The following is a 16,107-nucleotide window of genomic DNA, read 5'->3' on the forward strand; positions in this document are numbered from 1 at the left end:
AGTCAACCAGACTATAGGGCGCATTCGGCAACCGCCAGCGGCGCCCCGCCCTCGTTGTGCCGGTATATAGACCCCACCCAACAAACCTGTCAACATCGATTTTGAAGAAATTATGAAAAATATGACAGAGACTTTTGCGGCGCGGCTTTCGCACGCAAAAGCTGCGCCTCGTGGACATAGCCGGCGAATTGAAATGTGATTGGACCGGCCACAAACATGCCCAAATCCCGACATAGCGCTCGCTCCCATGCCACACGACCAGTCCCGCTTATCATTCTGCACCATGCAGCATTTGCACAGGCTTGCGGGACCGCGCGTTGACATAGGCAAGCTGGGAGGGCAAAACTGCGTCCCAATCGATTTCATACCAGTACAAGGCTGGTCGGCAAGCGCCGAAAAACCTCATAAGCCCGCAGTCCGTAACGGCGACAGGATCAACACTTAACAGTATGAACGAGTACGAGGGGCACTCATCAATCGATCCGGGCAACGAGCCGCCGTTGATTACGGACGGCCGCCGTGGCCCGCCGGATCGTCGAGAGATCTCGGCACGATGGCTTGCCGGCACCTTTCTTACCGGGATCACTTCCAGCATATTGATGGGTGTGGCCCTGTTTGCGGCGCTTGACGGCCGCGAACAGCTGGCAACGCCGCCGGAATTGATGGCCCGCAACGCGATGCCCGCGCCGGGCGGCAATTCCGATGTCACCAAAGGCGCTCGCGTTGCCGCAACGACACCCATCCAGAAGAACCGCGACCGCAGGCGGCTCGATGTTTCGACGATGTTCAAGGATGGCGAGCGTGACGTTATTCGCTCAATGCCGTTCGAATTCGTCCACATCGCGCTCGCCGACGTCCATAATACCAATCGCCGATATCCCGCGTTCAATCCCCTCGATGTCTTTGCGGAAGCCAATGAGGGCACGGACCCCACACCGAAAACCGGCCTGATCTACGGTGCCAAGGTCGAGAGCGAAGTCAGCCTCCGTACCGTGGACTTCCCCCTGGCCACGGCGCAATACGATCCCGCCGATGATCTGAGTGTGGATGATGTGGAAGAGGTTGTCCGCAACACTGGCTCGCTTCTGACCGACGGCGCAATCCAGGTCGCCTCTCTCCATTACGTGGACCCGCTGCGATTTGGTACAGACGAGGATCCTTACAATCTTCGCAGTCCCCTTGCCGTCAAAATCATTCAGGAAAACGTCAGCGTCTCTCCCCGGTTGTCCGAAGACGCCGAGAGCGCAGGCTATTCGGAAGAACTTATTCCGTTCCGCAGTGACAAGGATATTCTGGCGGCGCTCAACGATGCCGGCTATGAGGACGGCGACGCGACGGGCATGTCGGAGGCCATCGCCAAGCTGTTGAACTCGCCGCGTTTGAAGAGCGGCAGCGTATTGCGGCTAGGAATCGAGTCCCGGAGCAATACCGACAGGATCATGCGTGCCAGCGTCTACAATGGAAGCACGCATGTCCTGACCATCGCCCTCAACGACCGCGACCAATATGTCCCGGCAGACGAACCGGAGATGACACCTGGCCTTCAGGTTGCATTCGACGACAATCCCCCCGTCTCGCGCCGGACCGAGGATTTGCCCACGATCTATGACGGCATCTATCGCGCCGGCGTTGCCTACGGCATGACGGATTCCATGATCAAGCAGCTCATCAGGATGCTTGCTTCCGATGTCGATTTCCAGTCGCAGCTTTCCCCCACCGATGAACTGGAAGCCTTGTTCTCGCTCCCGGCAGATTCGGAGAAGGCTGGCGACGATTCGGAAATTCTCTATGTTGCTGCCAATTTTGGCGGCGACCTGAAGAAATTCTACCGGTTCCACAGCAAGGACGGCAACACCGATTATTATGACGAGGATGGCAAGAGCTCCAAGCAGTTCCTGCTGCGGAAACCCGTACCGAACGGCATCTTCCGTTCTCCCTTCGGCATGCGGCGTCATCCTATCCTTGGTTATTCCCGCATGCATACGGGGGTGGACTGGTCAGCTCCGCGTGGAACACCAATCATCGCTGCAGGCAATGGTGTCGTCGAACGTGCGGGGTGGACCAACGGCTATGGCAACCAGACGCTCATTCGCCATTCCAACGGCTATGAAAGCAGCTATTCGCACCAGAACGCTATCGCCAGTGGTGTGACCCCGGGTGCAAAGGTGCGGCAGGGCCAGGTTATCGGCTACCTCGGATCGACAGGGCTTTCGACCGGCCCTCATTTGCATTACGAAGTGATCGTCAACGGCTCCAAAGTCGATCCGATGCGCATCCGCCTTCCAAGCGGCGGTGAACTTGGCGGCGATGATCTAGTCGCATTCAAGCGTGAACGTGAGCGCATCGATCAGCTTCTTAAGGACGACGAAGCGAAGGGCACCAAGGTCGCTGCCAGCGGCTGAACTTATTCCTGGAATTCGACCGTCACGCCCTTCTGCACGAGCTTCGACAGTTCCGTCGCATCCCAGTTGGTCAGACGCACACAACCGTGGCTGTTCGTCTTGCCGATCTTTGACGGTTCAGGTGTGCCGTGGATCCCGTAGGTCGGCTTCGACAAGGCGATCCACACGGTCCCGACAGGTCCGTTCGGTCCCGGCGGTATCGTCAAAACCGAATTGTTCTCACCTTGCTTGAAATTGATTTTCGGGTTGTAGGTATAGTTCGGATTGAGAGCGACGCGCTCGACCTGCACCGTACCTGAAGGCGATGGAGTATCCGTCGACCCGATCGTTGCCGGATAGGCAACGACCAGGCGCCCTTCGGCATTATATCCGCGAACTTGCTTGCGTCCCTTGTCGGCGATGATGCGCGTTACGGCACCGCCGGCATTTTGCCCGATATTTGCAACCTGAATGGCAACGCCCGGCGTGTTGAAATCCATACCCGGATTGAGCTCTTTCAGATAGTTCTCGTCCATGTGAAACCGCTCGGCCAGCATTTCCGTCACTGAGGTGAAGGCCATGCGCTCCAGTTGCGCCTTGTGGCTGTAATCTTCCGGAATGGATGCAACGAATGGGTAAGCGGCATCTTCGGATGTGATCGTATAGGACATGAACGCCGGACCGCCGGTCTGTTCCAGCGATGCGTTGATGCCTTCTTCGTTGAGAGGATCGAACTGCTGCCCGGTCATTTCCTCGAATGCGGCAACAGCCTTGTCGACGTTCCCGCCCTTGTGACCATCGATAACGCCTGGCGACACACCTATCCGGTCAAGCAGAACCTGGATGGCGGCGATCTTGGCTTTCGCGCCCTGCCCCTTCGGCAATTCTATCGCCGGTGCCGGGTTTGGATGAACCGGTATCTGCTCCTGCTGCGGAACGTCTGTCAAGCCATCGCCAGGCGAACCCGGCTCTACAAAGTTCGGATCGGTGGGCTGCAAACCCGATTCGCCGTTTGCGGGAGGCAAAGGTTCGCGGTTGACGCTGCCATAGTCGCTCTCGGAAGGCAGTGCCGTGCCGTAAGGATCATTCGAAATCGCACCCGTGTCATAAGGATCTTGTGGCGCATCGGGAAAATAATCCGTCCCCTCATTCGATTGATTGGTTTGCGCCTCTTCGACCGAAACGATCCGCCCACGACGATCCACGGTAATTTTACGGCCATACTCGTCGAAATAGGATCGATAAGCTTGCCGCCGCTCACGCGGTTCGAACCATTGCGCAACGGTGTAGGAAGGCTGATCGTCAACGACGGGCACAGCGCTTCCTGCGGCTTGCGCGGCGAACGGAGCGGCAGCACCAATTGAAGCAATCAACAACATACCAAATAATGAATAACGATAAGACGTCATGCCTTTAGCTTCCGGTTTTCTGCCACTCACTTGTCGTTAAGCATAAATGACCGATTTTCCTGTCTTTATGGTTAATGACGATAGGCGTTTATCGTTGCATTTATCGAATGAACGGGACGTGAAAATGGCCGCTATATGGCGGCCATCTCCTTTGTTTGCTGTTTTGTGCAGCGCGGACTTACGCGGCCTCGCTCTTTTCCCGTTCGGGAGTGGATTTAACAGACTTGAAGTTCAGCCTGTCCGACCCCGCGGTGATCTTGACCGTGGAGCCATCCAATATATCGCCGAGCAGTATCCTTTCAGCCAGCGGGTCTTGTACTTCCTTCTGGATCACGCGCTTCAACGGTCGCGCACCATAGGCAGGATCGTAACCTTTCTCGGCCAGCCAGTTCGTTGCATCCTCATCGATCTTCAAAACGATCTTGCGATCCGCCAGAAGCGACTGCAGATGCTGCAGCTGGATTGCCACGATCTTGCCCATCTCCTTGCGCTGCAACCTATGGAACAGAATGATCTCATCCACACGGTTGAGGAACTCCGGTCTGAACGATGCCTTGACGACGTTCATCACCTCTTCACGAACCTCCTCGACATCCTGGCCTTCTGAGAGCCCGACGAGGTACTCGGCCCCAAGGTTCGATGTCATGATGATCAGCGTGTTGCGGAAATCGACAGTGCGCCCCTGACCGTCGGTCAAGCGGCCATCGTCGAGAACCTGGAGAAGCACGTTGAACACATCCGGATGAGCCTTTTCGATCTCATCGAAGAGAACCACCTGATAAGGCCTGCGCCGGACAGCCTCGGTAAGAGCACCACCCTCTTCATAACCGACATAGCCGGGGGGCGCGCCGATCAGCCGCGAGACCGAATGCTTTTCCATGTATTCGGACATGTCGAGCCGGACCATGGCCGTCTCGTCGGAGAACAGGAATGAAGCCAGAGTTTTCGTCAACTCCGTTTTGCCGACACCTGTTGGCCCAAGAAAGATGAACGAGCCGATAGGCCGGTTGGGATCCTGCAATCCTGCACGCGCACGGCGAATGGCTTTCGACACGGCCTGGACTGCTTCGCCCTGACCGACGACCCGCTTGGCCAGCTCATCCTCCATACGCAACAGCTTCTCACGTTCGCCTTCCAGCATCCGGTCGACCGGTATGCCAGTCCAGCGCGAGACAACCTGCGCGATATGATCCGGTGTCACGATTTCTTCGACCATCGAGGTTGAACCGTCATGCTGTTCAGCCTCCGCCAGCTGCTTTTCCAACTGAGGGATCGTCCCGTAGGCAAGCTCGCCGGCCTTCTGGAATTCACCGTTGCGCTGAGCAGACGCAAGTGCATTGCGCGCATCGTCAAGCTGCCGCTTCAAGTCCGCCGCATGACCGAGTTTCTGCTTTTCAGCCTGCCATGTGTTGGTTATCGCGGTTGACTGTTCTTCCAGATCGGCGAGTTCCTTTTCCAGCCGCTCAAGACGATCGCGGGATGCGTCATCCTTTTCCACCTTCAGCGCCTCGCGCTCGATCTTCAACTGCATGATACGCCGGTCGATCTCGTCCAGTTCTTCCGGTTTGGAATCGACTTGCATGCGAAGCCGTGCTGCGCCTTCATCGATCAGATCGATCGCCTTGTCGGGCAAGAACCGGTCAGTGATGTAGCGGTTGGACAGTGTCGCCGCAGCAACAAGCGCCGAATCGGAAATTCGAACTTTATGATGCTGCTCGTATTTCTCCTTCAGGCCACGCAGGATCGAGATGGTATCTTCCACCGTCGGCTCGTCGACAAACACCGGCTGAAACCGGCGGGCAAGCGCCGCGTCCTTTTCGACATGCTTGCGATATTCCTCGAGCGTCGTCGCGCCAACACAGTGCAGTTCGCCGCGAGCCAGTGCCGGCTTCAGGAGGTTGGAAGCGTCCATTGCGCCCTCGGCCTTACCCGCGCCCACAAGCGTGTGCATCTCGTCGATGAACAGGATGATCTCGCCGTTTGCCGAAGTGACTTCGGACAGGACACCTTTCAGCCGCTCCTCGAACTCACCACGATATTTCGCTCCGGCAATCAGAGCGCCCATGTCGAGCGCCATCAACTGCTTGTCTTTCAGTGATTCGGGCACATCGCCATTGACGATGCGCAGCGCAAGGCCTTCGGCAATTGCCGTCTTGCCGACGCCCGGCTCGCCAATCAGCACCGGATTATTCTTGGTACGACGCGACAAGACCTGAATAGTGCGGCGGATTTCATCGTCGCGTCCAATTACCGGATCGAGCTTCCCGGCCCGTGCATCCGCAGTGAGGTCGCGTGCATATTTCTTCAAGGCATCGTAGGTGTTTTCGGCTGAAGCCGAATCTGCGGTCCGCCCCTTGCGAATATCGTTGATGACGGCATTGAGCCCCGCAGCGGTCACCCCGGCACGGCTCAATATGTCCGCTGTCTTGGCCGACTTTTCGATGGCCATCGCGGTCAAAAGCCTTTCGACAGTAACAAAACTGTCGCCCGCTTTCTGCGCCAGTTCCTCCGCAGTCGTGAAAACCTTGGCCAAGGGCTGAGCAAGATAAAGCTGGCCGTTACCGCCGGTCACTTTGGGCAGGGCGTCAAGCGCCGCCTGCAAGCCAAGGCGTACATCAGCTATGCGGCCGCCTGCCCGCTCGATCAGGGATGCGGCAAGGCCCTCCTCGTCATCGACCAGGACCTTCAACAAATGTTCGGGTGCAAATTGCTGGTGGTTGGATGAGAGGGCAAAGGTCTGTGCTGACTGGATGAACCCCCGGACGCGCTCAGTATATTTTTCAATGTTCATATGGTGTGTCTCCTTTTCCCGAACGACCCTTCAAGCGGCATCGCACGGTGTGTTGGTGACGGGCCTCCTGCAAGAGGCAGACCCATTCGCTCGAAGCAGATATGGGAATATTGTCCGCTGCCTGCAAGATCGAAATTCCAGCTTTAGTACTGCCTGCGACTGGTTGTTCTAGCACAAAAAGCCCCACCATTGCCACGCCCTCATCCGACTCTGGCCATAGCTGCATGCTGGGGAGGTGGGGCGGTCGTCGAAGCGCGTCTTGGAAGAGAAGCGATCAACATTGCCATCCGGCAAAAATTGTACCCTCGGTCTGATACTTCTCATCGACAACCGAAATAAAAACGCCACCCGCAGGTTTCCCCGCGCGTGGCGTAATTTTCGATCCAATCAGATCAATCAGGTCAAATGTCGGATTCGACCGCCGTCCGGCGCTTCTTCACCTCGGCAACGATGCCGGCAGGCGAAAGATCGTTGGCGGTGTCCGGAGCACTTGCCTCCGCACCATTTTCCTCCGCGACACGCGGCCGGGCTGGCCTACGGCCACGCGGGGCGCGACGCGCTGGCTTTGCTTCGGCAGCAGCCTCCGCCTCGGGTGCCGCTGCGGCGCCGTTTTCAATCGGCTGAACCTGTGGCTGAGGCTGAGGTTGACGCTGGCTGACCGTGTCGTCGTCATAAACGACTTCGGCGGGCGTACCCTGAATGATTGGCTGTGGTCCGCTGCCATTGATCGGCTGATGCATAACACGCTCATGCCGTTCTTGCCGGTCGCGGCGATCCTGACGTTCCGGACGATCTTGGCGCTCAGGCCGGTCCTGGCCATCTTGACGCTGCTGACGATCCTGACGCTGCGAGAATTCCTGGCGTTCAGGACCCTCCTGACGATCGGTATCGCTGCCGTTACCGTTGCCATTATTCATGCCATCGTCATCATAGCCGTTCTCATCGTCCTGATCCTGATCCTGGTCATCGCGCTGATACTGGACAGGCGCCTGAGCCTGAGCCGCAAGAATGATTCGATTATAGTGCTCGGCGTGCTGGAGATAGTTTTCAGCCATCACGCGGTCACCGGCACTCTGTGCATCCCGTGCAAGAGTGGTATATTTTTCGGCGACGTGCTGAGCATTCCCCCGGATTTTGACATCGGGGCCGTTGCTCTCGTAGTTACGGGACAATGGGTTGGGACCTTTGCTGCGGTTATTATTGTTACCGCGTCCGCGCATGCGCCTATTCTGCTGTACTGGCCTCATACTTATCTCTTTTCAGAAAATCAGGGGCGCTAATTTGCTCACCATTTGAGTCAAAAAGCTTCGCTTCTCAAGTGCCGACCTGAAGCGCGCCCCGCGCTTCAATCGCATCCAAAGTTTCATAAAACTTTTGTGCTGCCGCAAAAACCATTTCCCCAAAGCTATTTCCGAAGAGAAATCAAACACCCGGAATTTCCGTATCAATCTCTTGACAGGCAGACCAGATTTGTTTCGGTTTAGTGCGGTACCCGGAAACTAGCCGTGTTCCGGCCAAATTCCAAGCCTTTTTTCAATCTTTTTACATTGGTGTGAATAAAAGTGCCCTTTCGCGCCCACCAATATCTCTCTGGACACCACCCAAAGCGAATTTTTCCTTTGAAAAGATCGCCTCGATATCACTGCGTTGCCCAAAACCGATTTCCAGTGCGACCGCACCACCTTGCCTGAGATGCTGCCGGGAGTGCCCGGCAATGATTCGGTAGGGCGCGAGGCCATCCTGCCCGCCATCCAGAGCCTTCACCGGATCATGCAGCGCTACTTCACGTTGCAAGCCTTTTATATCGGCGGATGGTATATATGGCGGATTGGAAACAATCAGGTCGAATGAGCCACTTATCTCGGAAAACCAATCCGAATGAAGGCCTGCAAAACGATCCGACATGTTGTTGATTTGGGCATTGTCACGCGCCGTATCAAGAGCACCTGCAGAAATATCGACGCCCACTGCACGCAATAGGCTGAATTGGTCGAGCAACGCCAATGCGATCGCGCCCGTCCCGGTTCCAAGGTCGATTAGGTCCGCTACACCCTGTTCCTCGATACGCTGGCGCAGAAAGGGGATCGCCAGCTCCACCAGGGCTTCGGTGTCGGGCCTTGGCTCGAGTGTGTCTGCGGAAAGCCCAAGTTCGATACCAAAAAAGGCACGCTTGCCGATGATCCGATGCACGGACTCGCCATCGATTCGCCGGATAAGGACTGTGTGAAGTTGCGCAACGATCGCCTGGTCGATCAACCGGGCCGGATTGCGGATCGCCTCCAGCTGATCACAGCCGGTTAGCCATTCGACCAACAGCCGTGCGTCGAGATCGGCCGTTTCGAGTCCCGCTTTTGCTAGAAGAACGCGGGCCTCTCTATGCACATCGGCGAGGCGCGTCCCAGGCTTTGTCATGGCGCTCAAAAGCTTTCGTTCATCTGGGCGAGTAACGCTGTCTGGTAGTCGGAGATCAGCGCGCTGATAAGTTCGTCGAGATCGCCTTCCATGATGCGGTCAAGCTTGTAGAGCGTCAGGTTGATGCGATGATCGGTCACACGCCCTTGCGGAAAATTGTAAGTGCGGATGCGCTCGGAGCGATCACCCGAACCCACCTGGCTGCGCCGGGCCTCGGAGCGCTCGCTATCGGCCTTCTGGCGCTGCATGTCGAACAGGCGCGAACGCAGAACCTGCATGGCCCGGGCACGGTTCTGGTGCTGCGACTTCTCCGCTTGCACCACGACGATGCCGGAAGGAATGTGCGTGATACGGACCGCCGAGTCTGTTGTATTGACGTGCTGGCCGCCCGATCCCGATGCACGCATTGTATCGATACGAATATCGTCGGGCCGGATATCGATGTCGATCTCCTCGGCTTCCGGCAGTACGGCAACAGTCGCGGCGGACGTATGGATGCGGCCGCTCGCCTCGGTATCCGGCACGCGTTGTACCCGATGGACTCCCGATTCGAATTTCAGCTTGGCGAAAACGCCCTTGCCCGAAACCATGGCAATCACTTCCTTGTAGCCGCCGGCTTCGCCATCGCTGGCCGATATCAACTCGACGCGCCAGCCATTTGCAGCTGCATAGCGCTCATACATGCGAAACAGATCACCGCCGAATAGGGCCGCTTCAGAGCCGCCAGTGCCGGCGCGGATTTCGAGGATGGCGTTGCGCTCGTCGGCGACGTCTTTTGGCAAGAGCAGAACCTGGATGTCCTTCTCCAGCTCCGCGATGCGCTCCTCGATGTCTGGCAGCTCGGCTTCCGCCAATTCCCGCATGTCCCTGTCGGTAGCATTGTCATCGAGCATCACTTGCAAGCCTTCCGCTTCGCTGCGCGCAGCGAGCAAATCGCGGATCTTGGCGACCACGGGCTCAAGCTCGGAATATTCCGATGCCAGCTTCACATAGGTTTCGGAATCAGGATTGCTCGCCATCTGCGTCTCCATCATGGAGAAACGCTTCAGCAGTTGATCCATACGATCCTGCGGAATAGAACTCACTCAAACCTCACAATGGGACGCCAGCTCGCTCTGCGAACTTGGTTAGGACATGGCGCAACGAACCGGTTTCGCCGTGGTTGTCGATCGCATCGGCGAGTTGCGCGGTAAGTTCTGCCACGTCGACCGTGCCGAGCATGGCCTTGATCGGGCCGATCGATGCAGGCGACATCGAGATGGAGCGATATCCAAGCCCGATCAGCGCCATGGCAGAAAGCGGTTTTCCGGCCATTTCACCACAAAGCGTCACGTCGGTGTTGTTGCGGTTTCCCGCATCGGCGATCTGACGCAACACCCGCAGGAAGGGCACCGACAGATTGTCGAACCGGTTGGTGATGATCGAATTGCCGCGGTCGACCGCCATGACGAATTGAAACAGATCGTTCGAGCCAACCGAAACAAAATCCACCACCGACATGAGTTCGTCGAGTTGCCACAGCAACGATGGCACCTCCACCATCGCCCCGATCTTGACCCGCGTCGGCAGATTGTGGGCGAAGCGCGACAGGTGTTGCACCTCACGGTTTATCAGTTCGCTAGCCTTGCGCACTTCTGCCACTTCCGTGACCATCGGCAGCATCAGCCGCAATTCGCGTCCGCCCGCCGCTTTCAAAAGCGCCCGCACCTGCGTGCGCAAGAGCCCCGGGCGATCGAGCGTCAGGCGGATCGCCCGCCAGCCCATGGCAGGGTTTTCTTCATTGGCATCGCTGCGGAAATAGGGCAGCACCTTGTCGCCCCCTATATCGAGCGTCCGGAATGTCACCGGTTTATCACCCGCGGCATCCAATACGGAGCGATAGAGCCGCTCCTGCTGTTCGGCACGCGGGAAAGTCGAGGCGACCATGAATTGAAGTTCGGTACGGAACAGGCCGATACCCGCAGCACCCGCTTCCACCAATTGCGGCAGGTCGACGAGCAGACCGGCATTCATCAACAGCGAAATATGCACTCCATCCTTCGTCACCGAAGGCTGGTCGCGCAATTCCCGGTAAAGCGCCTGACGCTTGGCACGGAACTTGACCTTTTCCGTGTAGGCGGCCTCCACGTCCGACTGCGGGCGCAAATGCACTCGGCCGTCATCACCATCGACGATCACCGCGTCGTTGTTTTCGGCCATGGAGACGACGCCCTTGACCTGCCCGGCAACCGGGATGCCCATGGCACGGGCTACGATCACCACGTGGCTGGTCGCGGCACCATCTTCGAGCACAAGACCTCGCAGGCGTTCGCGCGGGTAGTCGAGGAGTTCTGCGGCGCCCATCGAGCGTGCGATAATGATGGCGTCCTTGGCGAGGGAACCCGCCATGGTCTTGACGTCGCGGCCCATCAGCTGGCGCAGCAAACGGTTGGCAAGGTCGTCGAAATCGCTCAGCCGCTCGCGCATATAGGGATCTGTCAGGTGCATCATCCGGGCGCGCGTATCGCTCTGCACCTTCTCGACGGCGGCTTCCGCGGTCAGGCCGTTGCGAATTGCCTCTTCGAGACGCCGCACCCATCCCGTATCGTGAGCGAACATTCGATAGGCTTCGAGCACCTCGCGATGCTCGCCCTCAAAGGCCACATCGCGGCGCGACAACATGTCATCGATCGAAATGCGCAATGAACCGAGCGACGTTTCGAGCCGGTCGATTTCCGTGTCGATATTCTCGTTGAAGAGATTTGTGACGACAATGCGCGGCTCATGCAGCACCACGTGCCCGAGGCCCACGCCATCATTGAAGGCGCTGCCGCTGAAGCTCATGGGCTTGCCCATGTCGAGTTCGACCCCTGGCCGCGCAAGCCGCGTCAGACTGCCAGCGGCAACCATTTCCGCCAGCACCATGGCCGTCGTTTCAAGTGCTTCGACCTCATCCTCGCGATAGACGCGTTTTGTCCGGTTCTGGACGACGAGGACGCCCAAGGTGCGACCCGCCCGGAGGATCGGCACACCAAGGAATGAGTTATAAACCTCCTCGCCTGTCTCCGGCAGATAGGCGAAGGCCGGGTGGGTCTGCGCGTCGGTCAGATTGAGCGGGCGGGCGCTGGCTGCGATGGTACCGACAAGGCCCTGCCCAAGACGCAATTGCGCCAGATGCACGGCGGACGGATTCAAACCTTCGGTTGCGTAAAGTTCCAGGACACCATCGGAGCGAAGCACGTAGAACGAACACACTTCCGCAACCATGTTCTGCGCAATATCGCGAACAATCCGGTCAAGCCTCTCCTGCGGCTCAAGCGCCTCCGCCATTAGCTCGCGAAGACGCTTCAGCATGACACGGGGACCTGTTGTCTGCTCGCGCGTTGGCACTGGGAGCCTTTCTCCATAAGAATACCGGCAAGACCGGATAGCCTCACCGCATTCGAGTGATCATGTCAGCCAGCGACGCGGCCGACAAACATTTTCTTGATTCTAATGCTTATCCAGACCGTACACAGAATGCAAAGTGCGTACGGCAAGTTCCGCATACGGGCCATCAATCAGAATGGAAATCTTGATCTCCGAGGTCGTGATGGCCCGGATGTTGATACCCTTGTCCGCGAGCGCGCGAAACGCCGTCGCTGCAACACCCGCGTGACTGCGCATACCAATACCTATGACCGAAACTTTGACCATGCCGGCTTCCGACTGGATGATATCGCAGCCGATCTCCGCCTTGACTTTTTCGAGGACGACGAGAGCTTTGTCGAGATCCCCCGAAGGCACGGTAAAGGTCATGTCAGTTTTGGTGCCGTCTTCTGACACATTCTGGACGATCATGTCGACATTGATGTGGGACTCGGCGAGCGGGCCAAAAATAGCGGCGGATATGCCCGGACGGTCGGCAACACGGCGCAGCGAAATCTGGGCTTCGTCCTTGGCGTAGGCAATTCCTGTGACAACCTGCTGTTCCACGATTTCTTCCTCGTCGCAAATAAGTGTTCCGGGCGGATTGATGAGATCACCCATGCCCGGCGCATCGGGGTCCTCGAAACTGGACCTGACAAAGGTGCGCACTTTGTGCACCATGGCAAGCTCGACAGATCGCACCTGCAGGACCTTCGCGCCAAGAGATGCCATCTCCAGCATTTCTTCGAACGATATGCGCGACAGCCGCCGCGCCTTTGGTTCAACGCGCGGATCGGTCGTATAGACACCATCGACGTCGGTATAGATATCACATCGATCGGCCTTCACCGAAGCTGCGATTGCAACCGCACTGGTATCTGAGCCGCCGCGTCCCAAGGTGGAAATGCGATTGTCCGGACCAATGCCCTGAAATCCGGAGATAACAGCCACCTGGCCCTCGGCGAACCGCTCGATGAGGAATGAACCGTCGATATCGAGAATTCTGGCAGCGCCGTGGGCGTTGTCGGTCTTGATCGGAATTTGCCAGCCTTGCCAGGAACGGGCGTGGACGCCCATCGCCTGCAGGGCGATTGCAAGCAGACCAGCCGTCACCTGCTCACCCGATGCGACAATTGCATCATACTCGCGCGCGTCGTGCATTGGCGATGTCTGCCGCGTCCAGGCCACGAGCTCATTGGTCTTCCCGGCCATGGCGGAAACCACAACAGCGACCTCATGTCCCGCATCGACTTCGCGTTTGACATGCCGGGCCACATTACGGATGCGGTCAATATCGGCCACCGAAGTGCCGCCGAATTTCATCACAATGCGTGCCATGGGAAGGTACCGTTCTGGAATGCCTGAAATATATTGGTGAGGAGCCGCTTGAATCGAAAGAGCCACCCGCCAAATGAATGCGGCTCCCATAGCGAAAATATCACCGGACTGCAAGAACGCCCGACGGTTGTTTGATCTATCGCTCACTCCGGCAGAACGACGCGCCCCAGCCGCAGCGGGCAATTGCAATGACAGTGCCGTTCGTCGTAAACATTCCGTTCGCTGATCTGGAGGAGACGCAGCATGGACCGATTCACCGGCGGCTGCCTGTGCGGCAACGTTCGAATTGTGGCGTCGGGACGCCCATACCGGGTCGGACTTTGTCACTGTCTCGACTGCCGCAAGCATCATGGGGCACTTTTCTACGCTGCCGCGGTATTCCCTCAGGATGCGGTGACGATCGACGGTGAAACACGGGACTACGCCGGGCGTTTTTTCTGTCCCCGCTGCGGCTCGTCCGTTTTCGCCCGCACAGCCGACGAAGTCGAAGTGCATCTGGGAGCTTTGGACGCCCCAGACCAACTGATGCCAACCTACGAAAGCTGGACCATTCGTCGCGAGGCGTGGCTGCCGCCCTTTCCGCTCATCCAACGATACGACCGTGATCGTGAAGGCGCAGGGCGTTTCGAGGATTAGAGCTCCAGGCCGTCAGGGTCAAATGCCGAGTACGGCTTGACATTTTTTGCTGGAAGGGTCCACTCGAAGAGAGCAACAAGGACAGAACCGATGGCAACAGCACAGCGCACCACAATTGATGACGCAGAAGTCGAGCGTTTCTCGCGCATGGCAGCAGAGTGGTGGAACCCGCAGGGCAAATTCCGTCCGTTGCACAAGTTCAATCCGACGCGCCTTGCCTATATCAAGGAGAAGGTCTGCGCCCACTACGGCATCGATCCGAATGTCCCGGCGCCTTTCGCGGGCTTGCGTATTCTTGATATCGGTTGCGGTGGTGGCCTTCTGTGCGAACCCATGGCGCGTCTGGGAGCGACAGTTGTTGGGGCCGATGCCGGCGAAACAAATATCGAAGTCGCGAAGATTCACGCGGCGCAGAGCGGACTCTCGATCGATTATCGCGCAACGACAGCCGAAGCCCTCGCCGATGCGGGAGAACAGTTCGACGTCGTTCTGAATATGGAAGTCGTCGAGCATGTTGCCGATGTCGAGCTCTACATGACTGCCTGTTCCCAAATGGTCAAACCCGGCGGCATGACCTTTGTCGCCACCATCAACCGGACCCTAAAGGCGCTCGGCCTTGCCATCTTCGGCGCGGAATATGTGCTTCGCTGGTTGCCGCGCGGAACGCACCAATATGAAAAGCTGGTCCGCCCGGAAGAACTGGAAACTGCCTTGTCGCAGGCAGGGCTGGAGGTCGTGGAAAAAGTCGGCGTGACCTACAATCCCTTGGCAGACAGCTGGAACCGTTCACGCGATACCAATGTAAATTATATGGTTCTGGCTACGCGACCTTAGTAGCTGTCTGCTGCATCTGCTGGGCCTTCGTGGTCATCAACACGCCAATGGTGATGATCGCCGCACCGATCCAGGTTGCGAGCTGATAGACCTCCCCAAGAAAAAGCGTTCCAGCGAGCAATGCAACTGCCGCGCCGACATAGCCGATCTGGCTGAGATAGACCGGTCCGCCGACGGCCTGGAGCCGGAAGTACAAAGCGAACATGCAAGCTGACGCCAGAACCTGGGCAAAGACCAGCCAAGGCACAGCGCCGAGCGGTTCAGCGGGAAATGTACCTGTCACCCAGAAAATAATCGGAACCAGCAGCACCGCTGTGGTCAAATGGCTGCCAGCAGCAAGCTCGGTTGGATCCGCATCGTCCGGCCAATCGATCGTGCGATAGACATTGCCGAGGGCGAGCAGTACCGGGATGAGCAAGCCGATCGCCACCCAGAGAGGTTCAGCCGGCTGGCCGACCTGACCCCGGGTAAACCCTACGAGGACGGCCCCTGCAAAGCCGGTAAATATGCCGAGAAGTCCAAGGAGATTGGGGCTGCGCATCTTGAAAAGGATGGAAAGCAGCAGAGTAAATACTGGTGACAACGTGTACATGATCCCCGTAAACCCCGAGCCGAGATGCGGAATCGCCGAGAGTGTCATCAGGTTAGGAATGGCATAGGAGATCAGTGAGGCGATCAGATAGTACCGGATCATATGCGCATCGAGACGCGGACGCTTTCCCATGAGAAGGAAGGCCACCAGAAGCACCGTTCCGGCACCGACCGAGATAACGAACGCCCATAGAGATGGAGCAATGCCCGCGGCAAAAGCCAATTTGCCGAAGGGCAGAGTCAACCCCAGAAAAGCGCCCGTTAACACGAGCAGCGCGGGGGCGGAATTCAGAAATTGCATGGAATTCATCCGGTTAGTCAGAATCGA

General features: G+C 57.7%; 11 protein-coding genes and 1 pseudogene. 3 read left to right on the forward strand and 9 right to left on the reverse strand.

Going from position 1 to position 16,107, the window contains the following annotated elements:
• Positions 1-449 precede the first annotated feature (449 nt).
• The gene (locus J2X72_RS00005; protein ID WP_209999619.1) at positions 450-2,402 is read left to right on the forward strand and encodes a M23 family metallopeptidase; all 1,953 of its coding nucleotides are present in this window, start codon (positions 450-452) and stop codon (positions 2,400-2,402) included.
• A gap of 2 nt (positions 2,403-2,404) precedes the next feature.
• Here J2X72_RS00005 and J2X72_RS00010 read toward each other — a convergent pair whose 3' ends face one another.
• The 8 genes and pseudogenes from J2X72_RS00010 to J2X72_RS00045 all read right to left on the reverse strand — a co-directional run bounded on the left by J2X72_RS00010 (position 2,405) and on the right by J2X72_RS00045 (position 13,718).
• Positions 2,405-3,790 (reverse strand): L,D-transpeptidase, encoded by a 1,386-nt coding sequence (locus J2X72_RS00010; RefSeq protein ID WP_310067097.1) that lies wholly within the window; start codon positions 3,788-3,790, stop codon positions 2,405-2,407.
• 178 nt (positions 3,791-3,968) lie between these two features.
• Entirely contained in the window at positions 3,969-6,581 is a 2,613-nt protein-coding gene (gene clpB / locus J2X72_RS00015; RefSeq protein WP_310067100.1) for an ATP-dependent chaperone ClpB, read from the reverse strand.
• Between the two features lie 401 nt (positions 6,582-6,982).
• Positions 6,983-7,321, reverse strand: a complete 339-nt coding sequence (locus J2X72_RS00020) for a hypothetical protein (protein ID WP_310069352.1) — start codon at positions 7,319-7,321, stop codon at positions 6,983-6,985.
• Positions 7,322-7,630: 309 nt separating this feature from the next.
• Positions 7,631-7,828, reverse strand: a pseudogene (locus J2X72_RS00025) (DUF4167 domain-containing protein); the annotation flags it as partial.
• A 295-nt stretch (positions 7,829-8,123) separates the two neighbouring features.
• Positions 8,124-8,993 carry a peptide chain release factor N(5)-glutamine methyltransferase gene (gene prmC / locus J2X72_RS00030; RefSeq protein ID WP_310069202.1) on the reverse strand — a complete coding sequence of 290 codons (870 nt, stop codon included), beginning with the start codon at positions 8,991-8,993 and terminating at the stop codon, positions 8,124-8,126.
• Positions 8,994-8,998: 5 nt separating this feature from the next.
• Entirely contained in the window at positions 8,999-10,054 is a 1,056-nt protein-coding gene (gene prfA / locus J2X72_RS00035; protein ID WP_405044614.1) for a peptide chain release factor 1, read from the reverse strand.
• Between the two features lie 31 nt (positions 10,055-10,085).
• Positions 10,086-12,326: a phosphoenolpyruvate--protein phosphotransferase gene (gene ptsP / locus J2X72_RS00040; RefSeq protein WP_210000057.1), complete on the reverse strand. Its 2,241-nt coding sequence runs from the start codon at positions 12,324-12,326 to the stop codon at positions 10,086-10,088.
• Positions 12,327-12,464: 138 nt separating this feature from the next.
• The gene (locus J2X72_RS00045) at positions 12,465-13,718 is read right to left on the reverse strand and encodes an aspartate kinase (RefSeq protein ID WP_112532270.1); all 1,254 of its coding nucleotides are present in this window, start codon (positions 13,716-13,718) and stop codon (positions 12,465-12,467) included.
• Positions 13,719-13,961: 243 nt separating this feature from the next.
• Here J2X72_RS00045 and J2X72_RS00050 point away from each other — a divergent pair, with 243 nt between their 5' ends.
• Complete coding sequence (locus J2X72_RS00050; RefSeq protein WP_310067111.1) at positions 13,962-14,354, forward strand: GFA family protein; 393 nt, start codon at positions 13,962-13,964, stop codon at positions 14,352-14,354.
• Positions 14,355-14,444: 90 nt separating this feature from the next.
• On the forward strand, positions 14,445-15,188 hold the full coding sequence (gene ubiG / locus J2X72_RS00055; RefSeq protein WP_310067113.1) for a bifunctional 2-polyprenyl-6-hydroxyphenol methylase/3-demethylubiquinol 3-O-methyltransferase UbiG: 744 nt from the start codon (positions 14,445-14,447) through the stop codon (positions 15,186-15,188).
• Here the strand turns inward: ubiG and J2X72_RS00060 are convergent.
• Positions 15,175-16,080, reverse strand: coding sequence for a DMT family transporter (locus J2X72_RS00060; protein ID WP_310067115.1), 906 nt, complete (start codon positions 16,078-16,080; stop codon positions 15,175-15,177). The two genes, ubiG and J2X72_RS00060, sit on opposite strands and share 14 nt — an antisense overlap.
• Positions 16,081-16,107: the final 27 nt, after the last annotated feature.

Source organism: Phyllobacterium sp. 1468 (assembly GCF_031455525.1).
In the GTDB taxonomy this organism is placed as follows: Bacteria; Pseudomonadota; Alphaproteobacteria; order Rhizobiales; family Rhizobiaceae; genus Phyllobacterium.